We start from the raw sequence: 25,260 nt of genomic DNA, 5'->3' as shown, positions 1-25,260 counted from the left end.
TGTATACCTTTACAGACATAATTGTTATAATTATCAATGAGGTGTAGCATATGAAACATAAAAAATTTGGATATGTGCGAGTTTCGAGTAAAGATCAAAATGAAGAACGGCAAATTCAGAATATGAAGAATTTAGGGATAGAAGAACGGGATATTTTCATAGATAAAGAATCTGGAAAAAATATGGAGCGAGAGAATTATCAAATGCTAAAACGTCTTGTTCGTACAGGAGATACCATTGTGTTCGATTCCTTGACAAGACTTGGAAGAAATATGAATGATACATTAGAAGAATTTAGATATTACGAAAAACATAAAGTAAATTTACAATTTATAAAGGAACCATACATTAACGTCAATTACACTGGAGAAAGTACAAATGATGTTATTCAGAGCGCAATTCAAAAAGCAACACTGACAATATTATCTGCCTTTGCAGAAAAAGAGCGAATTGATATTAAACAACGTCAAGCTGAAGGAATTGCTCTTGCCAGAAAACAAGGTAGACGTTTAGGACGTCCGCCTGTTGAAATAACAGAAGAATTTACGGATGCTTACAAGGAATGGAAATCTGGTTCAATTACAGCAGTAGGAGCCATGAAAAAGTATGGCATCAAACGTTCTTCTTTTTATAAGCTTGCTAAACAGTATGAGGAAAGAATGAAAGAATGAAAGAATGAAAGAATAGAGAGACAAAATTTTAATTTGTTAAGATAGTAATTGAGGTAGCACCAACATTCGTTAAAATGTGGGTGGGCCCCCTTTTAGCAAAACCGGAGTGGAAATGATGAGTATAAATAGTTTTGTGGAATTGATAAAGGACGAATTATTAAAAGAGGTAAGCGTAAGAAGTGAGGATGAATTCGAACCTGTAGTAGTTAAAGATATTCCTAGACTTTGGAAGTGTTTAGGGACAGGTAATTATGCCGCAGTATTTATGCACAAAGAATACAAAGATTGGGTAGTGAAAGTTTACGCGCGAGAAGGAGAAGGAATTGAAAAAGAGTCAGAAGTATACCGAAGAATCGGAAATCATCCTTCTTATTCGAAGCTTATATATAAAGGAGAAAATTTCATAGTATTGAAACGTTTAAAAGAAATTACCTTATACGATGCTATTCATAAGGGGATTAAAATTCCTAAGCAGGTAATCCTTGATATCAATGAAGCTTTAGAGTATGCAAGGGAACAAGGATTAACTCCTTGTGATGTTCACGGGAAAAATGTGATGATGGAAAACGGAAGAGGATATGTAGTCGATGTATCTGATTTCTTAAAAACAAAAGAAGATAGTAAGTGGAGAGACCTAGAAAAGGCATATTTTACATTTTACTTGCCTTTCATTTATAAATTGCCTTTCCCTGTTAAAATACCGTATTTCATGTTAAACATTGTTAGACGTTCATATAGAAAATATAAGAAGCTTAAAAAGAAATTCAAATTGTAAAAGGACCACATACTTATCTTTAGGTTAGATAAGTGAACCGCTAGTAAACAAAAGGACCGTACATTTTAGATATGTCTAATGTGTACGGTCCTAATTTTATAACTTCATGAAGTAATCAGTAAGCTTTTCATTTTCTTTTTCACGCAATTGCTTATTTTCTTCTTCAAGCTCTTTATTCTTTTTCTCTAACTTTTCAATTCTTCTTTTAAGAGAAGCGATGACGGCATTTTGATTGTTCTCGTCCCGTTTAATCCTAGAGTCCACAAATGCTTTTTCTTGTTGATTTCGCAAGAAATTCATGCGTTCTTTGAGCTCTGTATGGTTATACAGTTTGGCTTTACTCACTCCGGCTTCTTCTGACACACTATTGAAGTTAATTGCTTTAGAGCTCTTGGTTAGACGTTTTATAGCTTCCTCAGCTGCTCTTCACGGTCGAAATTTGCTTAGCGTATGTCTTCGTTAAAATGTGGGTGGGACCCCATGCCCATCAAGCTAATATTTTGAATTACCCCCAAACGATAAAATAAGTGTTTTTTGTATTAAAGTTGCAAATGAGTTTTGTTCTGAATTATTTTTCTTTTTTAAGTTGTTAGATGAGAATCATATATCTTAACAGATTGATTTTTTTTATTATAAAAAGATTCAGATATTTATATAGATACTAATAGGTGATATTATATAAAAAATAAATGCGATGAAGAGAAGAGTAAATAGATTGAATTCTATACAGAGAGCTCCAGTAGCTGAAAAGGAGTAAGGATAATTTATTGAATGAAACCTCTGAGCATCACATCGGAACTTTCTAGAAAAGGGGTGGTGTGGCGGGAGCTCCCGTTATAGAGCTAGGGTATAAGCATTTTTCATAATGCCGTACTTGATAAGGTTAATATGGTGACATATTAACAAACTGGGGTGGTACCACGAAATTTATAATCTCGTCCCCAAGACTTAAGTCTTGGGGGTGGGATTTTTTTTATTGTATAAACGATACTTTGATGAATTCTATGAAATGTAAAGGAGGAGATTTTTATTTTCACTTATAAAATTGATGACAATGTAAAATTAAAGATGTTAGATTTGCAAGACACAGAGAAATTATTCACACTAACTATAAATTCCATGGAGCATTTAAAAAAATGGTTACCATTAATTGCAAATAATAAACAAATTGAAGATACAGAGAACTTTATAAAATCGACAATGAAACAATTTGGTGATAATAACGGATTTCAAGCAGGGATTTGGTATAATGGGGAAATTTCAGGTGTAATAGGGTTTCATAAAATTGATTGGCATAACAGATCTACAAGCATAGGATATTGGTTAGGGAAAGATTTTGAGGGGGCAGGGTTAATGACAAAAGCATGTAGAGCTTTGGTAAATCATGCTATTACTGAGTTGAATTTAAATAGAGTAGAGATTCGAGCAGCTGTAGAAAATCAAAAAAGTAGAGCTATTCCAGAGAGGCTTGGTTTTATTAAGGAAGGTCAAATAAGAAAAGCAGAATGGCTCTATGACCATTACGTTGATCACATTGTTTATGGAATGTTAGCAGAAGATTGGATTGGAAATTAATCCTTTATTCAATAAAACAGAAACTATAATTTCAAATTATTTCTTGAATAGGTATCTATCCCATCTTCAGCAAGACAATATTTTAGTGTTACGTCTTTAAAAACTCAAAAGAAATCCACGATAGTCAAGTGGTTGTGCAAAAAACAACTATAGTACCCTGATAATATGTATTATATAAAATTCATATGGAACTAGTATTAATAAAAGTAAAAAAGGTGAGAGAATGATTCGTACATTTAACTTAGAGGATACTAATTATATAATTAATTCACATTACGAGCTGTACAATAAGGAATATAATTATGATTTATCTTTTAGAGATTTTATTTCAAAAAATATGGAAGGTTTTATAGAAAGGGCTGATAACATAAAAGAAAGAATATGGATTTTAGAAGTTGAAAAAGAACGAAGAGGTTCAATAAGTATAAAAAAGGTTAATGAAAATGTGGCGCAATTAGGGATGTTTCTTGTTGATCCAAATTTAAGAGGAGCTGGGTTTGGAAATCAATTGGTACAAAAGGCAATTCATTTTTGCCAACAGACAAATTATAAGACTATCATACTCTGGACTAACAATGATCTTAAAGCTGCCAGACACATTTATGAAAATAATGGATTTAGATTAATAAAAACTCGAAAACAAACCTTGTCTAATCAAGAACTTCTTGAAGAACTCTGGGAATTATCTATTTAGAGGTTCTGCTTCATTGTTATCAATTTAATTTAAATTTATGTTCATATAATGAGAAAAACGCTATTCTTTTTGTAGTAATATACAAAAACGCCACCCTCTCTGTATATTTCTACAAAAAGAATAACGCTTTCTATGAATTATGGGTATAAATTCATCTTAGGTTGATAGTAATGTGGCGATACCCCAATTTTGAGTTATAACAAATTATTACAGAGTAGAGTGTTTATTTTTATTTTTTACCATATCTAATATATCCCTTATTACACCAACAACAACTTGAGGTTGATCAATATGTATTGCGTGTCCAGCATCTTCAACAACAATATGTTTTTTATTAGTCGACAAGTTAGCAAGCTCTCTCTGGAATTTCATCCAAGTAGCCATAGACTCCACTGTATGAAAAGGCTGCAGTCCCCCTGTTACAACAATGAGTGGAATGTTTCCAAGTGATTTAGAAGTACGAACTTGTTCTAAGCTTTCTTCCACTTCATTAAGAGAACCTTCCAAAATAAATTGATTATAATAAGCCTCCTGAACTTCTTTTGTAAATAAAGAGGGCAATATTCTGTTTTGATTTTCGTGAGTTGAGTCTAAGAGAACAACTCCTACTACTTCCTCTGGATATGTGCTTGCAAATAATCTTGTATTTAATCCTCCAAATGAGTGTCCGACTAATACATAGGGAGGTTTTATACCTGCTTTATTAAGTAATATACGTAGATTTTCGACACTTTGCTGACTATGGCGGGGTCTTTCATTCATTTCACTTTTGCCAATACCAGCTCTATCATAAATAAACATTTTTGAAAACTTTGAAATGTCATCTCTAATTGGATTCCAGCTTTCTAAAGTGGCTCCATATCCAGAATCAAAAACTAGGGTTGGCCCTTCATTATTCCGCCCTAACAATTCATAGTATAATTCAATACCACCTATATCTAATTTTTGTCCTGTTTCATTCCCATTAAATTCACTCATATCCAATCCTCCATTTTTCATTTTGATATACATTTCTATTTATAGAACTGCCCTTTTTATTATCCATTTGAAAATCCTAATTAAATAAGTTCAATTTAATTGAACTTATCGTAACATGGACTGATTTTCTTTTCAATCTAAAGTTTAATATAATTGAACTAGTAGACTGAATTACAAAGGATGTTGAAAATGAATGAGCTAGGAAAACGAATAAATAAATTAAGAGTAGAAAAAGGTATGACCCTTGTAGAGCTAGCTGGTAATAAAATGTCAAAAGGGATGTTAAGCATGATTGAAAATGGGCATTCGAACCCTTCGATGGATAGTTTGAAATTTATCGCGCACCAGTTGGGCTGCGATCCTCAATATTTATTAGGGAGCTCTACATCAGATGAGCTAAAGCACTTATTTAATAAAGTAGAGGAAGCGTTTGAAAAAAATAATGATGAACAGATACTTAATTTGACACAAGACATGTTGGACCAACAGTTTCCCATTTCATTTGAATCTGCTAGGATATTAGAGATTTCTGGAAGGGTAGTTATGAAATCCGAGCAAAAAGGTGGAGAAATGTTGATAGAACGAGCAGTAGCAATCTATGAGCGGCTATCCCTTTACAGCCACTGCGTGGCTGCTAAAGTACATATGGTAGAATGCCGTGCAAAAGAGGATAATTACCATGATGCTCTGATAATGTTACGAAATATAAGAAAAGAGTACCATGAACAAGTAACAGTGATTGATATGGTCGTTGAAATAGAAGCGAATTACGTTGAAATGGTCTTACTCTTCGGGATAGGTGACTATAAATCAGGAAAGAGTAAGCTTAATCAATTAATTGAACTATCTAAGAGGAAAATGGTCTTTTATAAGATGGATAATATTTTCCGAATTGCAGCGTTTCAAGCCCTTCTTCATAACAATGAAAATGATTATGCTTATTTTATCGAGAAGTCAGAACAGTTTGCTGTTTTTAGTGAAAATGATGAATCTCTAGCTTTTACACTGTTACTTCAAGCACATTATCATAATCAAACATCAGAGGATTATGAACAGGCCCTTTATTACTTAGATAGGTTTGCTACCCTAGTAAAGGGGGATCTCGGAAGTGACTATTATTATCTTGAAAAAGGTAAAGTATTATTAGGAAAAGGACATGTAAAAGAAGCACTTGAAACATTTGAGCAATTTAAGATGCCAAATACGACTATTTACCCACTTGAATTATGTATTCTCTACACTGCAGATGCATATAGAGCAAAATGTCTTTTACAACTAGGAAGAATAGAGGAAGCACTTATCTATGCGCAGAGAGCAGCTAGTGAAATAGATTCGCTGCCTCAAACGCCTTATCAAGGTTTTATAAGAAACACCCTAGAGTTAGTGAATAAAACCTATAATATTATTTTAGAAAGAAAAAATGAATAGCTTATAGAGAATAAAGAAAAGAATGTCAAGTTAAGAAAATAGATCATCCTCCAAACGAAAAAAACAGCTGACTTCTCAAAGTAACTAACTGTAGAGAAAGAAAATTTTCATTTTGGGGGTACTTCAAAATTTTAGCTTGATGGGCATGGGGTGGGACCCCATGATAAAATAAAGCATAAAAAATTAGGAATTAGGAGTATATGATGAATAAGCAAACCTGTCCTTGTTGTGGTTATAAAACATTAGAAGAACGTAATAATTAGGAAACATGTCCAATTTGTAAGTGGAATGATGATGAAGTTCAGGCGGTTTTCCATGATATTCGTGGTGCAAATAAAGAAACTTTAAAAGAAGCTCAAATAAATTATAAAGAAATTGGAAGAGCGTCTAAAACCTTTTTCATTCAGAACCCGAACCAACTTCTAATTATGCAAAAGATAAAAATTGGAAGCCAATAGATGAAAAATAATAATTCCTTATTCAACTAATGCATGCATTAGTTGAACAACCTAAGGTTGCTTCGGTAGCCATTTTTTTGTACCAACTGGCAGTTTAGTTTTCAATATGTGAAAAGGGATTTCTAAGTGATTAATTGAATATATATTTATTGTTTACTAATTTTTGGGAGGTTCCTTTATGGGAGATAAGCTTTACTGTATTGCTGTATATCAAGTTCTTAATGAAGAAAGACTAGGAGCTTCGCACGGTTCTATAATAACTTATAGTGATGCTGTGACGGGATCTCCTGTTAGTGAGATAGGGTATTTTTTAATTTATTTATTATAGTAACGTACCCGAAGAGGTTGATATGGTGACATATCAACAAACTGAGGTGGTACCACGAAATTGCAACTCTCGTCCTCAAGAATTATTTCTTTGGGGTGAAAGTTTTTTAATTATATAAGTTTCATTATGTCATAATTTAAAGTTTTCGAGAGGAGAAATTATATGAATCCTATTTTATTAGATGTTCCGTTACAAATAGAAACAGACAGACTAATTCTTCGAGCACCACTTCAAGCTGGTGACGGGAATGTAGTAAACCAAGCTATTAAGGATTCAATTAGTGAGTTAAAGCAATGGTTGCTCTTATACCAGTCAATTCCTACTGTTGAAGAAACGGAAATTATCCTGAGAAATGCCCATATAGATTTTTTGAAAAGAGAAAGCTTTCGCTATCTTATCTATCATAAGGGTACTAATGATTTTATTGGAACTGCTAGCCTTCACGGAATTAATTGGAAGATTTCTAAATGTGAAATTGGATACTGGATTAACACGCAATTTAGTGGCAATGGATATATGACAGAAGCAGTAAGTGAGTTAACAAACCTTGGATTTCAGTTACTCAAATTTAGAAGGATTGAAATACGATGTGAATCTAATAACACTAAAAGTCGTACGATCCCTGAAAAACTAGGTTTTGAGCTTGAAGGGATATTACGTAATGAAGATCTTTCAGCTGACGGTAAAAAACTAACTGATACCTGCATCTATGCAAAGGTAAATTAGATTAAAATTTTAAAATTCGGGGTCTGTGTAGTAATGTAACTTTTTTACGCAACAAGTATTAGCGGACATTCATTTTAAGGGTTATTTCGTATATTAGTGGACATAAAAGGACTATTTTTAGTGATTTGATGTCCGCTAATGATACTTATAGGACATTCTACATGAAATATGCCTTTGATTATTTTCTAAAAATGGTTTATAAGATTAAAAATCGTTCTGTTTTAACGTGAAAAAGAGGCATTTTTACTACTCATAATGTCCGCTAATGCTTATTGCGTGATTTGGTTCCGTTGCTACACAAACCCCATATTTGTAGTTATAATATTAAAAATTAACATTTAATGTAATATAATGAAAAAGTGATGGTTATCACCCTTTTTGTTTCTTCTTATGCCATAGATAAGATCGAGTTCCTGGTCTTATCTTTTTTATTTATATGGGGTAGTGACAGGGTTTCTGTCATAGACCGCAACCTTCCAAAACCCCTGAATAAAATATTAAGATGTCTTATAAAAAAGGGATAGATTAGAGGGGGGCATGAAAAATGTACGAGATAACAGCATTGGATTCCTTACTAATGAAAGCTTTTCAAGAAAATTAAAAGTACATAATAGAAATCAAAAGAAATGATCCTTGTCCTTGTGGTTCTGGACTAAAGTTCAAACATTGTCATATAGAATCAGATAACCAATGGGAAAAATGTCTCGAATTTTATGATGGTAACTTCTCGTATGAAAACGTAAGTCTAACCCTAGAATTATTGAACACTATCCGTGAAATTTTATCTAAACTAAAATCTCATAATTCTATAGATGAAGAGTTTGGTTTAGAACTCCTGGAAAAATTATATTCAACATATGATCCAGCAATAGAACAATTACAAAAAAACGCTCCTTGTAAAAAGGGGTGTATCGCCTGTTGCTTCCAAGAAGTTAAACTTCAAAAAATAGAAGCTCAAAGAATTAATATACATATGAATAACAAAATCAAAAAAGTTATTAAATATAATTTAAGGGAAACTAAGGCAAGAAGAAAAGTTCCTTCTTCCCTTTGGACTGACAGACAGAGTTCTCTTGCACCTTGTCCTTTTCTTGATATTACAAACGGAGCGTGTTCAATTTATAATATCCGACCATTAAGTTGTAGATCATATTTTGTTGCAAACCATCCGAGTATGTGTAATGAACTATTAGGAAAGGTTAGTTGGTTTAACGACGATAGATATATCCAACTGGCACATTTAATAATAGGTGAAATTAACCAACGTGTATACAACGATAACCAACCTAAACTTTTAAGAGAATTTTATGAAGAACTTTCATTAAAAAAACAACTTAATCATTTTTTTAGACACCTTATGTAACTTTCGATTAAAATCACAAAGTAAATTCTTCAAATCATATAAAATAAGTAAATCGGTTACCAAAAACCATGGTTTTTGGTAACTATAGTTATCCTTAAAGAAGAGAGGGAGAGTCAGCTATGGACTTAATGTACTTACTAACTGACGAGAAAGGTTTAGGAACTTTCAAAATTACAAACTCTATCTCAGATACTTGGATGGAAACAATTGTAATTGTAGGGGAAAGAAGGTTAATAAAGAAAGACGTTACATATAGATATATTAGAGTTTTATCTGTAGGAGATAGACGTATAAAATCTTATGTAGACAAAGCCTTACCCTTAATTGGTGCGGTAACTACAGCAAATTTCGAAAGAATGGAAGAGGTATAAACCTCTTCTTATATTTATAACAAGATAATAGGTGACTTTATTTCAAATTCACACTTGATGGCTATATGGTGCTACCTCGAATAAAAAGGAACTTCCTTTTTATTCGTATTTTATCATTCAATAGGCCTCACCATACATACCCATCAACTTAAGAATTTTCACTACCCCTAAGTACAAAAAAACGTTATTCTTTCTAAACAATCTAAGAAAAAACACCTATATATAAAACTTAATTAATTGGTATATACTTCTTGAAACCCTTACTTATAGTTCCATTGTATCCATTTTTAGTGAAAAATGTGAACTGATAATAAAGTTGTTTAATTCTTATTGAACTAAAGCACCTGTTTGTTTAAGTGAATAAATTCACATTTATAATTCTTCTCAAATATAATATCAGTTTATATATTCACAATTCTTCTCTAACAGGTTCTTCACTAAATCTCTTAGATAAATTGTAATTTGTTAATCGATGTGCTTGTGTAACCACTGCTCAAATACTTTCAACTGTTCATCAGTATGAAAGTAGTGTTCACCTGCTTCCATGACTTCTAATTCACAACTGTGTTTTTTTGTAAAATAGTTAATAGTTTCAAATTCGCACAGTTCATCCTTGGCTCCATACATAATATATGTATCTGTATTCCATGTATTAATAGGATGTTCTTTTACATAACATAAATAATCCCAATATAACTTTTGACCAATAGGTGTTTCTATAGTCATTTCTTTTTGCAAAAGCTCTGGTGTTACATTAAACCATTTCATCATATTTTCGATAATTCGTTCCATATTAAATACCGGTGATAAAAATAATGCCTTTTTTAGCACATCGTTTTGATAAGCTAAAAGGCTAAAATAAGCTCCCATACTACATGCAAACACGCTTACTTCTTTCCAATGTTCTTTTACGTAATTCATAATTATAGATAATTCACTAACACAAAACTGTACTTTACAAGGAGTATTATCATTTTGTCTTTCTCCATGCTCAGGTAAATCAAAGCTTAATACTTGATAACCTTTTTGATTGGCTTCTTCAGCTAATATTTGAATCACTGCATCTTCTTTATTTGACATATTTCCATGTACTGCAATAAAAATTTTTTCACTCTTTTCTCCCCATAAAACTGCGGGAATATTACTAATTTTAAAATTGTCTTTAAGCATATTTCCTCCATAGAATAAGACGTATGGGATTTGCAAAAAATCACATGCATTTTATATTCTTCTACTTAGTTTAAATAAATCAAACTATTCATAACTTACCACAAATTAATTAAAATATCTCTCTATATCTGTATAACATAGTCTACTTTATATTTTAAACCTTTCTTTTGTCCACCTCTTCAGAAACATACAAATTCTCTTATTTTGATTCCTTATTGAGCTAACCTGCACCGTTAGTGGAAGAAGGATTTTTAAACAACTATATTATTTTTTAAATGACTTTATTGTAAATTAAACAACTTTATTATCTCTGCACAAAAAATTTATGTGCTTTTATTCTAGTTGCACTACTTAATAAGATAATTCTTGTGGATCCCCTTGCAATTGATATCTGTTCTACATGTTTCAATAACTTTTCACCTATTCCATTACCTCGAAAATCTTCATTTACAATCACATACTCTAGAACGGTATATGGTCTAAATTGATATCCAGGATCAAGGCAAAACGTCATAAATATACTTCCTTTGACGTTTTAAAGTATGATTCGAAATTAAAATTTTGAATATTCGTTTACTTTCGATATCAGTAAGAAAAATGAATCAGATACATGTAATTCCAGATCATAAAATCTATTTTATTTTTTTACTTGAATTTGAGTTTTAATAAATACAAAACAGCACAAATCGCATATTAAAATGACTTGTACTGTTTTATTTATGTATTATTTTTTAGATAAGATATACTTAAGACTTATACAAAATTTAAGACGCAGGTACTAATTTCCACACAACTTCTTCTTTACCTAAATAGGTCATTGTAATAGGACCATTCATTGATAATACAACATCTTCATAATAGAGATATCCACTTTCTGCTTGAAGTGTATATCCTCCTTCTACAGAAGTTATAGTCCAATAAGTTGCATTTTTCTCTTGCTCATCCAACGATACACTACTTCCCCATGCCGAAAACCAATAAGAAACAGGACGTCCTATGATGAAATTTGTAGGCATCTCAATACGATATTTCTTGTTTTCTTCAGAAAAATGTAATTTCACAGGAGTTCCGGAAGGGTTTTCTACTGTTTTACTATGTGAACTAACTAGTACATGTAATGGAGAATTATGAAGCGGGCGGAAAACTAATCCTCTTGTTGGTAAATCTGCTGGAACTATATAATAGTTTTTACTTGTATCAATCCTGTTTACTATCTCACTTACTGAATCAGATGATACAGATGCATTTGCCTTCTCTATTGGTAAAAATCCTAAAAATATAACAAAAACTAGTAAAGACATTAATCCCCCTTTAATCTTCATATCAACACTCCTTCAAAATATTTTGATTATACAATAATTGTAAATTAAAAATTTATATTTTTCAATATTAAGAAAACTAATTAAGATAAAAAACAACAATAAATAAAATACATTTGAAAGTAAACTTTTAAATATTAGTTTACTTTCATTTTCTCTTAATCATTGACTTCACAATAAATCTCCTAATATCCTCTAAATTAACAACAAAAGTATACATTCAAAGAACTATGAATAAAGGAATTATTGAACATGTCACAATATATTTATTCAAATAGTTTACGTATGATTTTTACCCAACCTAAATAAGAAAATCCTATAAGAATTGACCACAAAAATGCTAAACGGATACTTCTTGGAATTGATATCCACAATTTAAATATTTTCCAAGATAAATCATCTTTTTCGCTTTTTCTCATAATTATCACCCTTGTAAATTTCACTATAATTAGGATTATTTGTTAGTTTAATTGTTCAGTTAATATAATCTCACTTAGTGGTAGTATCCGAAAAAGCTAACTTCTTATCTTTTTTCAGATAGGAAGTTAGCTTTTTCGTTTTGGGATAGTTTATTTTTTAAGGTGATATAGTAATACCTCTTATGTTGAATATTAAAATATTTAGCTTTTATATATCTTAAGTTATACTTAAACTGCAATTAAAAATTCAAACTGAACATCCATAACATAATTTTTAATTATTCATCTAATTTCACAAAACTTTAAAATAAAATATAAAGGATCTAACATCTATGAATAATTTACAAAATCAAAATCTGATTTCATTGAAACAATTTATTTTAGGAGCACTACTAATATTGATATTTGCACCATTTCTTTTTGGGCTATTATTAAAAATAGTATTCTCATTACATTTTACCGAACAATCATTTGATAATAATGACAGTTTAGAAATAACAAAATTTTTTTTATTAACCCTTTCTATACTTTTATTTTCCATTTATTACATTTTCACACGTAAATCTTTTTATAATCTAATATTATCTACGCTTAATATTAAATCACTAAATCGAGGTAAGACATACGTATATATATTGATTGCAAATATATTTGTTGTTTTATCGGGTAAAACAACAGATCTCATCTCGAATGATTCAGCAAATATACAAGCAATATATCTAGGCATAGACACATTGTCCGAACAATCTTTTATCATATACATAATTGCTATATCAACACATGTGTTAATCGGACCTGTTTTAGAAGAAATTCTATATCGTGGAATTATTCTTAGATTTTTAGAAATCAAATATTCTTTTTTTACTGGGTTAATTATATCCAGTTTATTATTTGGTTTAGCTCATAACTATAACTTTGCATTCATTATTTTTGCAACTCTAATGGGTATAATTTATGGTTTACTTTATAAGAAAACTAACTCAATAATCCCAGTAATAATTGGACATATGATTTACAATTTATATACATTTATATAGTCATAATGAAGCAAAAGATGCATTATTTAAAATTATATTTCACAAGACTATAAGGAGTATCGCCAGCATTTGGGAAAAAACCACGCTCGCCAAAAAATACAAAAAACCGTCCATCAGGACGGCTTTACTTTTTACATAATTCTCGTTATTGGAAGTATATTTAAGACCACTATTAATTTAATAAGAGTCTAATATCTCAAGTTTCTTAGCTAATACCCAACCACTTAGACCATAAGATGCACAAATGTTGTAATAAAAATAATTCCCTTTTATTAATGTTTCCTCTAATTCTTTAATATCTTCATAACATATAGGCCAACAATAAGATTTTTTTTGCTCTAATAATTTCTTATTCTCTTTAAAAAAATCTAGAAGTGGATCTTCGTCTATATTAAAAATAATGCTGTTACTTATTTGGGTTTCAAAAAAATGTGCTAGGACACCCGAAAAAACTATATATACATTGTTTCCTGATTCAGTAAGGGTGTGAATACGAATTTCTTCTTTCTCAAGATTAACTTGGTATGAAACAATTGTATTATCGTGAACACTTATCATAACTTCACTCCTTAAATTATAGATATTTGATTTTTGTTTCTTCAATATTATTTTTTCTAATTGTAACATTTAAGAGAACTGATTTATTAAGATTTTTAGATGTATAGGATATTCATATAAGGTTAACATAACGCATCATAATCGGTAGCGAGGATAAGGAGGCTCCCTACTCTCACAAGGAAGCCTCCTTTTTTTGTTCTATGGATCTATGCATTTTTTATACATTCCTATTATGGTGTGGGTTTTCGAGTTCTCGTTTGTTATTAGATTAGCCCAAAAACTGTATAAAATCTTGCATACTCTTAGCGTGGTTTTTTTCCAAAATGCTGACGATATCCCTTTATGTAATTATACATATTAACGAAAAATACACTAAATGAATATTAAATATAGTAAAATATAAATTCTGACACGTTCTATAAATCAGATTCTTTTGAAAGACGTAACATATGAATCATTATAGGGGATGTGGCGTTACTCCGATACTGATCTCAAATCTCTTGTATTTTGTGAACTAACAATCTGGTGTATATAGGCCTCACCATATCAAAAAAAGAAAATTGTACGTTATCAAGACCTAAATCGTAAAAAGTCATAAAAAATAAAGGGCGATACATATTAGTTATGTATAAATGGAAGTAATAGCCATATAAATCCATTTTAATTCTTCGACATACCTACTATGCAGAATACAACATGATCTGCCTTGCTTTCTCATTTGGATATGGTGGGAAAAGTCATGACCGTTTCTATACGCGGCCAGATGCTCCCCTTCAAAATTATATATAGGTATAATTTTTACGTGTATGAAATAAGAGAGGGGGAATAAGTAAATTTAAAAAGTAGCCATAGTAAGAGGAATTTTTATTGTATTAACATAATAAAATGATATAAAGGGCTAGTGAGGAAATCGGCGTTTCGTATGAACGTTAGAACGAATTTAAATGAAAGGAATGATTGATATGAACAAAAGAAAGAATCGTAAATTACCAAAACCAATGAAAGTATTTATGGCATCTGCTGTTTTGACAACGACATTATTTACATCTATGACTGTAAATGGTTTTAACATTCATGCTGAAACTACGCAAACCCAGGTGCAATATGAAGAGAGGACGTTTGAACTTCCAAGTACAGGACATTATATGGGTGAAGCAGCAAGAGAAAGAAGAAGTGAGCAACGAAACTATACGCCAACAGGAATCTATGTAAAACCAAATGAACAAGTCACAATTGAAATATCGGGACTATCAGGATTAGACAAGCTTGGAGCAACTATTGGGACAAATGAATATGATAAAGAGGGGGGAAAAGCATTTCGTCTTTCCCCGGGTTCTAACACCATCTCCTCTCCAAACGGTGGTTTATTAGGGTTTGATAACTGTGAAGGGAAAGGAACCGTTAAGGTCAAAGTAACACAAGGTGGAAGTCCCGTTCCATTTTTTGAATTAGGAAAGCATACGAAAGTAGACTGGATTGCCATGCTGGACAAATATCCAGATGCACCTGCTGTACAATTGAAATCTAAACGAGCAGTACTTACTGTTACTCGCGATAGTGCGAAGAAATATATTACGGATCAAGATCCTGTGCCCCTATTAAAAAAATATGATGAAATGATTCTAGCACAAGATAAAATATCGGGACTATCTGAAACAAGTTCTAATCCGTTACATCGTTCAACTCGCCGTCTTTGGGCTTTTGTAGAAAATCCTAACAACCCACCGGGCATGTACATGTATGCAGGTGGAGATGGAGTCGTATTTACTACTGCTTATGATGCAATTAAAAGTGCTTTAAATGCAAATGAATTTGGATGGGGACAAATGCATGAAGCAGGGCATACAAGGCAACAATACCCTTGGACGTGGGATGGAGTAGTTGAAGTCAATGTTAATATATACTCTTTAGCTGTACAAAAACAATTATTCCCAGCTCAACCAACACGTTTAGAAAAAGAAGGGGATTATGACAGAGCCTTTCAATACTTAAAACAAACAGATAAAGAATATGAAAATATTAATGACCCGTTTGTGAAAGTTGTTATGTTTTGGCAACTTCATTTAGCATATGGGGAAGATTTCTATCCAAATCTTCACAAACTATATCGAGAGTTGCCAAAAGACAAACTTCCAGAAACGAATGAAGATAAAATACAATCCTTTATTTACAATACATCGAAAGTAGCGAAACAAAATTTACTGCCATTTTTCGATCAATGGGGACTGAAAGCATCACAAGAAACAAGAAAAAAAGTAGAAGCTTTGAATTATCCAACATTAACTGCCCCTATATGGGAAGCAACGGATGCGAAACCTGTTAAACCAACCGCTGCGTATGGTCCGAGAAAATAATGAAAGCAAGTGTGTGATCTAGCTAGTAATGCAATCGATGACAATCCAAATACAATTTGGCATAGCCAATAGGGCACATCATATAATTCCTTATAAACAAGGGGGATTACGTAAGTACATAGAGAAATATGGTATAGATGGGGTCACTATATCATTCTGGGAAAATTGTACGCTAAGGACTACAAAACCTTATCATTACAGCTTTCTTTTAAAGGCGATTGAGTGTTAAGAAAGATAAAAAGCTAAGTTTAATTGAACATTGATTTGTTTACATACTTTATGAACATGTTTATAGCTATAAAATGTTGATATTATTGTGTTTTAGCCTCTGTTCATAAACATAAGGTTTTCTGAACAAATATCTCTTAACGTACATAAAGAAACAGTGAGTTTATACTTCACTGTTTTTTCTATTCTTGCTGTTGTTTCACTTCTTTAACTTTTACCCCACTGGGATCAATATTAAAAGTAATTGTTACTTTGTAACTCGGAGGATTATGAGCATTTACATAAGTATGATATTCAACTGTGACAAGAAAATTAAAAGTTCCTTTTGGATATCGCTCAACTTTTATAACTTTTGTCTCTGTTAAACTATATTGATGATATGCTCCAAGTTGCTTTCTAATAACTTGACTTGCATATGGAGCCAATAAAGTATTATAAGAATCATAAAAATCCTTATTACACACATTGGTTGCTTTCCCTTTCAATGGAGATATAAAGAAAAATGTTATTATAATTCCACAAAATATTATGGATAATTTATGTTTTAGCATAAAGTCCTCTCCAACCTATGTTATAGGATAAGAGTTAGGATATGCTGAAAAATAGTAATTATTCATTTTAATTTAACGTACAGGAAACTGCTCAAATGTGTCTAAACGTACAAAATTCCCGAAATGATATGGTGAGGCCATGCCCATCAACTTAAGAATTCAGAATTACCCTAAAACGAAAAAATAAGCTTTTTTGTTACAAGTTAGCACAGAATTTCGTTCTGGGGGTACTATAAAATTTTAGCTTGATGGCTATGTAGTGCTCATCTTAATGTAACGAAAAGGTAATAATAATTACCTATGAAGTCCTTTTGTTACATTGAGTTAAAAAAGATTACATCTTTGTTACAAAAACTATTGATTATATTTAAGAGTCATAATATAATTCTTTTTGTGGAAATAAAAACTAAAATTATACATTATTTGGGGGGTATGGAAAATTAAGAAAGTTATTTTACCAATCTTAATGTCTACTATGTTTATAGTTCCTGCAGTTTCTCATGCAGAAGAAAATGGTATTACGAAAGATCATACATATGCAAGTGAGCAAGTTAAAGAAAAAAGTGGATGGATTCAGGATAAAGGAAAATGGTATTTCTTTAATGAAGATGGGTCTATGGCTAAAGGGTGGAAAAATATAACTGGAACATGGTATTATTTTGAAAATGATGGGGCAATGGTTTCATTTTCCCTAAAGAAAATTAATGGAAAAACGTATTACTTTGATGATAACGGCGCCATGATTACAGGATGGAAACGTTTTGAAGGAATGGATAAAACAAACTGGCACTACTTTAATGAAGATGGCTCCATGGCTACTGATTGGAATTACATCAATGGAACATGGTATTATTTTTCTCAATACGGGTCTATGGCTAAAGGCTGGAAAACTATCGACGGAAATTGGCATTACTTTAACAAAGATGGCTCTATGGCTGGAGCGATGGTTAAAGGCTGGAAAACTATCGACGGAAATTGGTATTACTTTAACGAAGATGGCTACATGGTTAAAGGCTGGAAATCTATCAACATGATTTTGTATTACTTTAACGAAGATGGCTCTATGGCAACAGACTGGGTAAAAGTGAATGGTATATGGTACTACATGAATACAAATGGGGAGATGCAAAAAGATTGGATACAACAAAATGGAAATTGGTACTATTTCCATTCTAATGGCTCTATGGCAACAGACTGGGTAAAAGTGAATGGTACATGGTACTACATGAATGCAAATGGGGAGATGCAAAAAGGTTGGGTACAAGTATTCGGAAAATGGTACTACTTACAATCTAATGGTGCAATGGTAGTAGGAAAACATTTCATTGATGGAAAATGGTATTCATTCAATGATGATGGCGTTATGATGTAACAAAAGGTCTTTTAAACTGAATAAATGAACACCAGATATCTATTTTAAGATATTTCTATAATAAAAAAGACACCTGTGGGGGGTGTCTTTTTTGTGTGTTATCTCTTCTTATTAATCTAGAAAAAATAACTTCTTTAAGAATAATGGGTAGTAAATATTCTCGTTCTGGTGCAAAAACTTTAAAACTTTTGCAAGTAATCTTCTAAACTTGGACATACTGATAGTATTACTCTAGAAAAAGGTGTGTAATCGGTATGAAAAAGGAAAATTTGTTCAAATGGAAGCATTATCAACCTGATATGATTTTATTAACTGTGAGATGGTACCTACGGTACAACCTCAGTTTTCGTGATTTGGTAGAAATGATGGAGGAACGAGGTTTGTCTATTGCTCACACCACCATTATGCGTTGGGTGCATCAATATGGACCTGAATTAGACGAAAGAGTACGACGTCATCTTAAGACGACAAATGATTCCTGGAGAGTCGATGAAACGTATGTGAAAGTAAAAGATCAATGGATGTATTTATATCGCGCAGTAGATTCTGAAGGAAACACCATTGATTTTTATCTAAGTGAATCAAGAGATAAACAAGCAGCCAAGCGCTTTTTCAAGAAAGCCTTGGCTGCTTCTCATATTTGTAAACCTCGTGTTATAACAGTAGACAAGAACCCAGCCTATCCCGTAGCGATTCAAGAGTTAAAAGAAGAGAAACATATGCCTGAAGGCATACAAATAAGGCAAGTTAAATATCTCAATAATATAGTGGAACAGGATCACCGTTTCATTAAGAAACGTGTACGTTCTATGTTAGGATCCAAGTCGTATGAAACAGCCACTTCTATATTGGGCGGCGTTGAAGCCATGCATATGATGAAAAAAGGACAACTTAACCTACAGGCGAAGTCTGCACAAAATGAAGTTGGGTTCATACATAAGTTATTTGGATTTGCATCATAATCTGTCATTGAATAGGCTATGTAGGTTCTATATCTCTATCAAATGGTTTTTGCACCAGAACCAATATTGCTACACATTTATCAACCTGTTTATGCTTCTGTCAAACCTTGAAACGGAACCATTTTTTCTATATGAAACGAGTTTCTTCCTATTTATAATGGTACTTTTCATAATGCTTGAAAATGATAACTTATATAAGGTTTCTGATGGGGACAGGAATCATGGCCACTACCTCTTTTTTTACTCTTTATAGGAGCAGTGAATGAAGTCCTTTCTGATCCTTTGCTATGTGTATGATTTATCAAGTGATTTTTACATATTGTTTAGTATTTGTATATAGTCACTTTTAATATAAGGGATATAAGGGGAGTCTGTAAATGATTTGTAGAAAATTGTAGAAAAACTTTTAAAATTAAAAATGTAAATTCTATCTTGTTTTTTTTATTTTCATTCTTTAATTTATTTAGTAGGAGTGAACAGATGCTCCAATTTTTTAATGGAACAGGCTAAAGGAAATAGAAGATAAAATGGAGTGTAATGTGTGAACATCCGTACACTTTTTCGCTAATTTCCCCCTAAATCTTAAGTAAAGTGAATAAGCGGTTGTTTCATATTACGTGGTTACCACACCAATACAAGTGATACAAAACTCCTTTTCGTTTTTCAAAAGAAATATTTGTGAGTTCTATGTAAATGCCCTTTATATATATCACTAGATTGATAGAGCCTCATCCAAATTATCTTCCTTTCCCCTGTTTTGTTTTCCACCCTGAAATTTTTTATCGTTACTATTCGTAACAATAAAAAATTTCAGGGTGGAATGACAAGTCACGATTTTATGGATGCAGGAGGCTACATACATATGGGTATGATGCGAAAAATTTTGATGCAAGCGATGATGCTTGTAATCATGGTTATGATGAGCGTGGTGTTTAGTAAAGAAGTAGGTGCGGAAACAAAACATATTGATTGGATTGAAAGTGTTCATGTGACGCCAAACGAGGTGCTTTTTGGTAAAGAAATCAACGTTCAAATTCGTGTTGAGGTAAATGAAGAAATCGTAAAACCAAAAAAAGGTGAAGTACTTCAGGTAGAATATAGTCTTCCTTATTTAAATGAAGAGGAAGAAGAACAATACCAAATTATATACTTAAACTATAATGAACAAACCAAAAGATATGAGGCTATTTATAAAAGTGAATTCAATTATGAACAAATCGGTACGTGGGCAATTCATAAGATTTCTCCTTGGTATAAATCATTAGTGGCATATAATTCTAATGTATATGAAGAAATTGAGCTTGCAGATTATGAGAGTTTGGAAGATTTAAGTGATGGTGACATTACATTACAAGCTCCTCCAGTTGGTTGGAATTATATAGAGTTGAATGGGACAAGCCATTGGTATTATGTTGATGCTGAAACATTAGAACTTGCTACTGGTTGGCTGTACGAAGGCGGCAAATGGTATTACTTAGATGAATATACAGGGCAAATGCAAACTGGCTGGATGCTAGTCGATGAAAAGTGGTACTACCTTCAAGATAACGGTGAGATGTTGACCGGTTGGAAACTGATAAATGAGAAATGGTATTACTTAAAAGACAATGGAGAGATGGCATTAGGATGGACAAGGGTAGATGGAAAACGTTATTACTTTAAAGACAACGGTGAAATGGCAATAGGTTGGATAGATGATGGAATAGGTTGGAATTACCTAGAGAATAACGGAGAAGCAAAAACAGGCTGGTTATATGAAAATGGAAAGTGGTATTATCTAGATCAAAATGGATTGATGGCTACTGGCTGGCTAGAAGAAGGAAACAGTTGGTATTATCTAAATCAAAATGGGTCTATGGCTACTGGCAAATTGTTTATTGATAAAAAATGGTATGAATTTGCAGATAATGGAGTCATGATTGCTAGTTAATAAGCCTTACCATGTTGAAAATAAAATTGTAAGTTCAGAGATAAATTAGATATATTTTAACCGGTTTCTTGCATGTTGTGGAACCGGTTATTTGTTTTACTGGTTCTGTTGCAAAGTTTCTTAACAGGGATACCGCCACATCGCCATCAACCTAACGAAATTAAATACCCCCAAAACGAAAATTTTCAATTTCTACAGTTAATGAATTAAAAAGCACTCAACTGTTTTTGGTTTTGAGGGAAAATACATTTCTTAATTTATATGTCGTTAGTTCAATAACAAAAAACTGAATCTATGGGGTGATAGCTTTCAATTTAAGTGAAACTTATCAATCATTTACAGGGAGCAAAGGGCGATAAATAATAGGTGATGAAAGTACTACAGATGTGTTTAATTGTCCGAAAGGAATAAGTCGATCTACTAGGGCTGTTACATCTTTCATAGAGGCTACTGCCACCTTAATAAAATAACTATTTGTTCCTGTCACCCTATGACACTCTAGAATATCAATTTCCTCTTTAATTATCTCCTCAAATCGGTGGCACTCTACTTTTAAGTTTCCTATCTGAATGATTACAAGTGTACTTTTTCCAATTGTTTCATGAGAAATACGTGCTGTAAAACCTTGAATAACTCCATTTTCTTGCAATCGCCGCAATCGTTCATTTACACTAGGGCGACTAAGATTTAATTTTTTCGATAACTGAATAATCGTTATTCGACCATCCTCCTGAAGGAGTTCTAATATTTTTCGATCAATGTTATCCAAACCTATCCTCTCCTTTTCCTAATTGTAAATAATTATATTATTATTTATTCAAATCATAAAGCGCTAACAATTCAAAATATTCAATAGTTTATATAAAATAAGTAAATAACCTTCTATAATGAAATTATATATAAATATTAAGGAGAGGATGGCTTTGGTACAAGCATTGAAGCAAACCATTTCAGTTCCACAAGGCATTGCCTTATATGTCGGAGCTGTTTTAGGATCAGGAATTTTGATATTGCCTGGTATGACAGCGGGTATCGCGGGGGAAAACGCATTAATTTCATGGATCATTATGATACTTCTTAGTATTCCATTAGCCTGTACATTTGCCTTTCTTTCAATCGATTTCCCTAGTTCAGGAGGAATATTGACTTTTGCAAACAAAGCTTTTGGGCATTATGCAGGTGCTCTCACTGGATGGTTTTTTTTCATTGCAGGAAGTGTGGGACAAATCATTGTCTCATTAACAGGTGGGACTTACATAGCTTTTGCATTCAACTTGCCACATTTTGCTGCCTATGTCATTGCAAGTGTATTGCTCATTATTGCGGTTATCGGAAACTATGTGGGATTACAAACAAGTGGGAAAGTTCAATTAGGTTTGGCTGGGCTTACATTTTTGATTTTATTAAGTACATCAGTGTTAGCTTTTCCAGTTATTAACCTTGAGAGCATAACACCTCATATTACAAAAAATAGCCTCATTCCAATCGGTCAATCTGCAATGCTCATTTTTTGGTCATTTTTTGGATGGGAAGCTATCTCCAGCTTAGCACCGGAATTTAAAAACCCAAGAAAACAAAACATTATGCGATCTACATGGGGAGCAATTGTTATAATCGGTGTTTTGTACTTTGGTATTATTTTGGCTGTAATCGGTACGGAATCTTATTCAACAGGAGAACAAACTGTTAATCAGGCTATGAATAATGCAGCACTAGCCCAAGTTGTGGAAAAAGTAACAGGGGTAAATGGTGCTTGGGTAACAGCAATTCTCGCTTTTATTATCTGTTTAGGAACAAACAACGCGTTTGTTGCGAGTATGAGTCGGTTAGGTTATTCTTTATCTCATGAACACCTAGCACCCTCATGGTTGGATCACATTAACAAAAAATATTCAACCCCTAGTCGTGCGGTTTTATTAGTAGGATTGATTGCAGCAATGGGTTTATTGTTAAGTTTTATTTTTGACATTGGATTAGAAAAGTTAGTGTTTATTCCTAACTCATTAGCAATCGCCACTTATGTTGTTGGCACAGCAGCTGGAGTTAAGTTGATTACAAATGTCTTGGGTAAGGTGTTAGCTGTAATAGCTTGTATACTTTGTCTTGCGGCTTATCCTTTCATCGGTTCTTTTATCGCGATTCCAATCATCGTAGCCCTTTCATGTATTGTGTATATCACTTGGAGCGACAAAAGAAGAAATATGGTTCGATAGAATCATATTTCTTATAATTCAATTTTGGAGGTTGGAAAATGAATCATGATGAAAAAATCACGGTAATAAAAGCTAGCTTAAATGAATTAGATTTAGTTACTGGACTTTTTGACAAATATCGAATCTTTTACAAGCAAACATCAAACTTAAAGGAGGGTAAAAGGTTTATTCAGGAAAGAATGAGAAATGATCAGTCCGTTATTTTCTTAGCGGTTGAAAATCAAACAGGCGATGTAAAACCTTTAGGATTTGTTCAACTTTATCCATCTTTTTCGTCGGTCACAATGCAAAAACTTTGGAATTTAAATGATTTATATGTAGAGCACTCAGTGAGACGAAAAGGCGTAGCAAAAGCCTTAATGGAAAAAGCAAAGGAATACGCTTTGGAAACAGGTGCAAAAGGATTAACTCTTGAAACTGCTATTGATAATTACAATGCTCAAGGCTTATACGAGTCTATAGGATATGAAAAGGATGATGAATGTTTTCATTATAATTTCTTTCTTAAATAGGGCGGGAATTTTAAGCTATATTAGGGATATTGATATATGTTCATCAAGTTAAGACAAATTTGTATTCATATAACGGAAAAAACGCTATTCTTTTTGTAGAAATACACAGAAAGGATGGCGTTTTTGTATGAATCTATCAATTTCTGATGAACTACAGTTATTTTCTAAAGAATTACAACGACATATGTCCCCATATGCTTTAGAACAGTTAGCTAGAGAGATAGGATTTGTTCAACGAAAAAGCAAATATTGTGCACAAGATTTAGTAGCTTTATGTGTATGGATGAGTCAAAATGTCGCTACGACTTCTTTAACTCAGTTATACAGCTGTTTAGAAGCATCAACAGAAGTGCTCATCAGTCCCGAGGGACTGAATCAACGATTTAATAAAGCAGCCGTTCAATTTTTACAACACCTATTAGCTGAACTACTAAACCAAAAATTGGCCTCATCTATGCCGATTTCTTCTCCATATACTTCTGTTTTCAAGCGTATTCGTATTTTAGATTCAACCGCATTTCAACTTCCAAATCCCTTTTCATTCATTTATCCGGGGGCAGGCGGATGCAGCCATACAACGGGGGTAAAGATTCAGCTTGAGTATGATCTATTAAGTGGACAGTTCCTACATATTCATACAGGTTCAGGTAAACAACATGATTGAACCTACGGTTCTCTATGTGTCCCAACTGTGAAAGCGAATGATTTATGTATCCGGGATTTAGGGTGTTTTCATTTGAAAGATCTTCAACATATACAAGATAAAAAGGCTTACTATATCTCTCGTATTAAGTCGAATACACGTATTTATCAAAAAAATCCCAATCCTAATTATTTTAAAGATGGAAGAATCAAGAAAAGTACAGAGTATATACAGATAGATATGGAGGATTTAATGAACTCTCTTCAGCCAGGACAAACATGTGAAATATCCAACGCTTATGTAGGAATGAAGGATAAGGTACAAACTCGTGTGATTGTTCATCGACTAACAAAAGAACAACAAAAAAAACGATTACATGATCAAACTGTAAGAGAAAAAAAGAAAGGAGTGAAGTATTCTCCTCGTAGTAAACGACTTAGTGGTATCAATGTATATATGACAAACACTCTTATAGATATTATTCCGATGGAACAGGTGCATGACTGGTATTCTTTGCGTTGGCAAATCGGCGTGTCCAGATAAGGACACATTATCTAGTTGGTGAAAGTCCAATCGGGAGAATAGACTCCACTCCCGTAGCCTGAGAGGCACCATGAAGTGAAAG

At 32.5% G+C, this 25,260-nt stretch carries 23 protein-coding genes, 5 pseudogenes and 1 other annotated feature; of the genes and pseudogenes, 19 read left to right on the top strand and 9 right to left on the bottom strand.

The genetic code is table 11. From position 1 onward, the window contains the following. Positions 1 to 50 precede the first annotated feature (50 nt). Positions 51 to 671 carry a recombinase family protein gene (locus ORL93_RS28815; protein ID WP_098101056.1) on the top strand — a complete coding sequence of 207 codons (621 nt, stop codon included), beginning with the start codon at positions 51 to 53 and terminating at the stop codon, positions 669 to 671. Between the two features lie 115 nt (positions 672 to 786). Further along, positions 787 to 1,446 carry a protein kinase family protein gene (locus tag ORL93_RS28810; RefSeq protein ID WP_141523738.1) on the top strand — a complete coding sequence of 220 codons (660 nt, stop codon included), beginning with the start codon at positions 787 to 789 and terminating at the stop codon, positions 1,444 to 1,446. A 96-nt stretch (positions 1,447 to 1,542) separates the two neighbouring features. Here ORL93_RS28810 and ORL93_RS28805 read toward each other — a convergent pair. Next, positions 1,543 to 1,863, bottom strand: a pseudogene (locus ORL93_RS28805) (DUF6262 family protein); the annotation flags it as partial. Between the two features lie 268 nt (positions 1,864 to 2,131). Then, positions 2,132 to 2,392, top strand: a binding site (T-box leader). Between the two features lie 83 nt (positions 2,393 to 2,475). Between ORL93_RS28805 and ORL93_RS28800 the strand changes: the two are divergent. Continuing rightward, entirely contained in the window at positions 2,476 to 3,021 is a 546-nt protein-coding gene (locus ORL93_RS28800) for a GNAT family N-acetyltransferase (RefSeq protein WP_141556403.1), read from the top strand. A gap of 223 nt (positions 3,022 to 3,244) precedes the next feature. Then, positions 3,245 to 3,715, top strand: a complete 471-nt coding sequence (locus ORL93_RS28795; protein ID WP_097796004.1) for a GNAT family N-acetyltransferase — start codon at positions 3,245 to 3,247, stop codon at positions 3,713 to 3,715. A gap of 207 nt (positions 3,716 to 3,922) precedes the next feature. Here the strand turns inward: ORL93_RS28795 and ORL93_RS28790 are convergent, their stop codons facing one another. Further along, entirely contained in the window at positions 3,923 to 4,693 is a 771-nt protein-coding gene (locus ORL93_RS28790) for an alpha/beta fold hydrolase (RefSeq protein WP_097796005.1), read from the bottom strand. 189 nt (positions 4,694 to 4,882) lie between these two features. On the opposite strand from ORL93_RS28790, the gene ORL93_RS28785 reads away from it, so the two are divergent. The 7 genes and pseudogenes from ORL93_RS28785 to ORL93_RS28755 all read left to right on the top strand — a co-directional run bounded on the left by ORL93_RS28785 (position 4,883) and on the right by ORL93_RS28755 (position 9,367). Then, a complete protein-coding gene (locus ORL93_RS28785; protein WP_255299198.1) occupies positions 4,883 to 6,121 on the top strand; it encodes a helix-turn-helix domain-containing protein in 1,239 nt (412 codons plus the stop codon). Between the two features lie 275 nt (positions 6,122 to 6,396). After that, positions 6,397 to 6,579, top strand: coding sequence for a CPCC family cysteine-rich protein (locus ORL93_RS28780; RefSeq protein WP_309534155.1), 183 nt, complete (start codon positions 6,397 to 6,399; stop codon positions 6,577 to 6,579). A 178-nt stretch (positions 6,580 to 6,757) separates the two neighbouring features. Continuing rightward, positions 6,758 to 6,907 carry a hypothetical protein gene (locus ORL93_RS28775; protein ID WP_170958730.1) on the top strand — a complete coding sequence of 50 codons (150 nt, stop codon included), beginning with the start codon at positions 6,758 to 6,760 and terminating at the stop codon, positions 6,905 to 6,907. Between the two features lie 162 nt (positions 6,908 to 7,069). Continuing rightward, entirely contained in the window at positions 7,070 to 7,633 is a 564-nt protein-coding gene (locus tag ORL93_RS28770; RefSeq protein ID WP_098339453.1) for a GNAT family N-acetyltransferase, read from the top strand. Between the two features lie 607 nt (positions 7,634 to 8,240). Then, positions 8,241 to 8,306, top strand: a pseudogene (locus ORL93_RS28765) (SEC-C metal-binding domain-containing protein); the annotation flags it as partial. A gap of 87 nt (positions 8,307 to 8,393) precedes the next feature. Further along, positions 8,394 to 8,996 (top strand): YkgJ family cysteine cluster protein, encoded by a 603-nt coding sequence (locus ORL93_RS28760; protein ID WP_265960148.1) that lies wholly within the window; start codon positions 8,394 to 8,396, stop codon positions 8,994 to 8,996. A gap of 119 nt (positions 8,997 to 9,115) precedes the next feature. Continuing rightward, complete coding sequence (locus ORL93_RS28755) at positions 9,116 to 9,367, top strand: hypothetical protein (RefSeq protein WP_141523673.1); 252 nt, start codon at positions 9,116 to 9,118, stop codon at positions 9,365 to 9,367. Positions 9,368 to 9,596: 229 nt separating this feature from the next. Here the strand turns inward: ORL93_RS28755 and ORL93_RS28750 are convergent. The 4 genes and pseudogenes from ORL93_RS28750 to ORL93_RS28735 form a co-directional block, all read right to left on the bottom strand. Next, positions 9,597 to 9,665: pseudogene (locus ORL93_RS28750) on the bottom strand (GNAT family N-acetyltransferase); the annotation flags it as partial. 167 nt (positions 9,666 to 9,832) lie between these two features. Beyond that, complete coding sequence (locus tag ORL93_RS28745) at positions 9,833 to 10,537, bottom strand: alpha/beta hydrolase (RefSeq protein WP_265960147.1); 705 nt, start codon at positions 10,535 to 10,537, stop codon at positions 9,833 to 9,835. A 304-nt stretch (positions 10,538 to 10,841) separates the two neighbouring features. Further along, a pseudogene (locus ORL93_RS28740) lies at positions 10,842 to 11,072 on the bottom strand (GNAT family N-acetyltransferase); the annotation flags it as partial. 229 nt (positions 11,073 to 11,301) lie between these two features. After that, on the bottom strand, positions 11,302 to 11,859 hold the full coding sequence (locus tag ORL93_RS28735) for a hypothetical protein (protein WP_265960146.1): 558 nt from the start codon (positions 11,857 to 11,859) through the stop codon (positions 11,302 to 11,304). Between the two features lie 748 nt (positions 11,860 to 12,607). On the opposite strand from ORL93_RS28735, the gene ORL93_RS28730 reads away from it, so the two are divergent. Beyond that, positions 12,608 to 13,312 carry a CPBP family intramembrane glutamic endopeptidase gene (locus ORL93_RS28730; protein WP_265960145.1) on the top strand — a complete coding sequence of 235 codons (705 nt, stop codon included), beginning with the start codon at positions 12,608 to 12,610 and terminating at the stop codon, positions 13,310 to 13,312. A gap of 177 nt (positions 13,313 to 13,489) precedes the next feature. Here ORL93_RS28730 and ORL93_RS28725 read toward each other — a convergent pair whose 3' ends face one another. Then, a complete protein-coding gene (locus ORL93_RS28725) occupies positions 13,490 to 13,870 on the bottom strand; it encodes a hypothetical protein (RefSeq protein WP_265960162.1) in 381 nt (126 codons plus the stop codon). Positions 13,871 to 14,832: 962 nt separating this feature from the next. On the opposite strand from ORL93_RS28725, the gene ORL93_RS28720 reads away from it, so the two are divergent. After that, the gene (locus tag ORL93_RS28720; RefSeq protein ID WP_265960161.1) at positions 14,833 to 16,224 is read left to right on the top strand and encodes a M60 family metallopeptidase; all 1,392 of its coding nucleotides are present in this window, start codon (positions 14,833 to 14,835) and stop codon (positions 16,222 to 16,224) included. A gap of 410 nt (positions 16,225 to 16,634) precedes the next feature. Here the strand turns inward: ORL93_RS28720 and ORL93_RS28715 are convergent, their stop codons facing one another. Next, positions 16,635 to 17,003, bottom strand: a complete 369-nt coding sequence (locus tag ORL93_RS28715; protein ID WP_265960144.1) for a DUF3888 domain-containing protein — start codon at positions 17,001 to 17,003, stop codon at positions 16,635 to 16,637. A gap of 439 nt (positions 17,004 to 17,442) precedes the next feature. Here ORL93_RS28715 and ORL93_RS28710 point away from each other — a divergent pair, with 439 nt between their 5' ends. The 3 genes from ORL93_RS28710 (at position 17,443) to ORL93_RS28700 (ending at position 21,267) form a co-directional block, all read left to right on the top strand. Beyond that, positions 17,443 to 18,375, top strand: a complete 933-nt coding sequence (locus ORL93_RS28710; RefSeq protein ID WP_265960160.1) for a cell wall-binding repeat-containing protein — start codon at positions 17,443 to 17,445, stop codon at positions 18,373 to 18,375. 254 nt (positions 18,376 to 18,629) lie between these two features. Continuing rightward, positions 18,630 to 19,337 (top strand): IS6 family transposase, encoded by a 708-nt coding sequence (locus tag ORL93_RS28705; RefSeq protein ID WP_265960143.1) that lies wholly within the window; start codon positions 18,630 to 18,632, stop codon positions 19,335 to 19,337. Between the two features lie 862 nt (positions 19,338 to 20,199). Continuing rightward, the gene (locus ORL93_RS28700; protein ID WP_265960142.1) at positions 20,200 to 21,267 is read left to right on the top strand and encodes a cell wall-binding repeat-containing protein; all 1,068 of its coding nucleotides are present in this window, start codon (positions 20,200 to 20,202) and stop codon (positions 21,265 to 21,267) included. Positions 21,268 to 21,595: 328 nt separating this feature from the next. On the opposite strand, the gene ORL93_RS28695 is transcribed toward ORL93_RS28700, so the two are convergent. After that, entirely contained in the window at positions 21,596 to 22,036 is a 441-nt protein-coding gene (locus ORL93_RS28695; RefSeq protein WP_265960141.1) for an Lrp/AsnC family transcriptional regulator, read from the bottom strand. A 154-nt stretch (positions 22,037 to 22,190) separates the two neighbouring features. On the opposite strand from ORL93_RS28695, the gene ORL93_RS28690 reads away from it, so the two are divergent. The 3 genes and pseudogenes from ORL93_RS28690 to ORL93_RS28680 all read left to right on the top strand — a co-directional run. Continuing rightward, on the top strand, positions 22,191 to 23,480 hold the full coding sequence (locus tag ORL93_RS28690) for an APC family permease (protein WP_265960140.1): 1,290 nt from the start codon (positions 22,191 to 22,193) through the stop codon (positions 23,478 to 23,480). 38 nt (positions 23,481 to 23,518) lie between these two features. After that, positions 23,519 to 23,992, top strand: coding sequence for a GNAT family N-acetyltransferase (locus ORL93_RS28685; protein ID WP_265960139.1), 474 nt, complete (start codon positions 23,519 to 23,521; stop codon positions 23,990 to 23,992). A gap of 127 nt (positions 23,993 to 24,119) precedes the next feature. Continuing rightward, positions 24,120 to 25,169: pseudogene (locus ORL93_RS28680) on the top strand (IS4 family transposase); the annotation flags it as partial. Positions 25,170 to 25,260: the final 91 nt, after the last annotated feature.

The sequence above is a fragment of the Bacillus sp. DHT2 genome (genome assembly GCF_026241455.1).
Classification (GTDB): domain Bacteria; phylum Bacillota; class Bacilli; order Bacillales; family Bacillaceae_G; genus Bacillus_A; species Bacillus_A pseudomycoides.
This window is presented reverse-complemented; position numbering and strand designations above follow the sequence as displayed.

Bases quoted from the DNA above. Each gene is read 5' to 3' on its own strand.
- ORL93_RS28775 (WP_170958730.1), top strand. From the start codon at position 6,758: ATGGGAGATAAGCTTTACTGTATTGCTGTATATCAAGTTCTTAATGAA.
- ORL93_RS28720 (WP_265960161.1), top strand. From the start codon at position 14,833: ATGAACAAAAGAAAGAATCGTAAATTACCAAAACCAATGAAAGTATTT.
- ORL93_RS28745 (WP_265960147.1), bottom strand. From the start codon at position 10,537: ATGCTTAAAGACAATTTTAAAATTAGTAATATTCCCGCAGTTTTATGG.
- ORL93_RS28815 (WP_098101056.1), top strand. From the start codon at position 51: ATGAAACATAAAAAATTTGGATATGTGCGAGTTTCGAGTAAAGATCAA.
- ORL93_RS28810 (WP_141523738.1), top strand. From the start codon at position 787: ATGAGTATAAATAGTTTTGTGGAATTGATAAAGGACGAATTATTAAAA.
- ORL93_RS28700 (WP_265960142.1), top strand. From the start codon at position 20,200: ATGGGTATGATGCGAAAAATTTTGATGCAAGCGATGATGCTTGTAATC.
- ORL93_RS28705 (WP_265960143.1), top strand. From the start codon at position 18,630: ATGAAAAAGGAAAATTTGTTCAAATGGAAGCATTATCAACCTGATATG.
- ORL93_RS28725 (WP_265960162.1), bottom strand. From the start codon at position 13,870: ATGATAAGTGTTCACGATAATACAATTGTTTCATACCAAGTTAATCTT.
- ORL93_RS28735 (WP_265960146.1), bottom strand. From the start codon at position 11,859: ATGAAGATTAAAGGGGGATTAATGTCTTTACTAGTTTTTGTTATATTT.
- ORL93_RS28715 (WP_265960144.1), bottom strand. From the start codon at position 17,003: ATGCTAAAACATAAATTATCCATAATATTTTGTGGAATTATAATAACA.
- ORL93_RS28755 (WP_141523673.1), top strand. From the start codon at position 9,116: ATGGACTTAATGTACTTACTAACTGACGAGAAAGGTTTAGGAACTTTC.
- ORL93_RS28770 (WP_098339453.1), top strand. From the start codon at position 7,070: ATGAATCCTATTTTATTAGATGTTCCGTTACAAATAGAAACAGACAGA.
- ORL93_RS28795 (WP_097796004.1), top strand. From the start codon at position 3,245: ATGATTCGTACATTTAACTTAGAGGATACTAATTATATAATTAATTCA.
- ORL93_RS28785 (WP_255299198.1), top strand. From the start codon at position 4,883: ATGAATGAGCTAGGAAAACGAATAAATAAATTAAGAGTAGAAAAAGGT.
- ORL93_RS28685 (WP_265960139.1), top strand. From the start codon at position 23,519: ATGAATCATGATGAAAAAATCACGGTAATAAAAGCTAGCTTAAATGAA.
- ORL93_RS28790 (WP_097796005.1), bottom strand. From the start codon at position 4,693: ATGAGTGAATTTAATGGGAATGAAACAGGACAAAAATTAGATATAGGT.
- ORL93_RS28730 (WP_265960145.1), top strand. From the start codon at position 12,608: ATGAATAATTTACAAAATCAAAATCTGATTTCATTGAAACAATTTATT.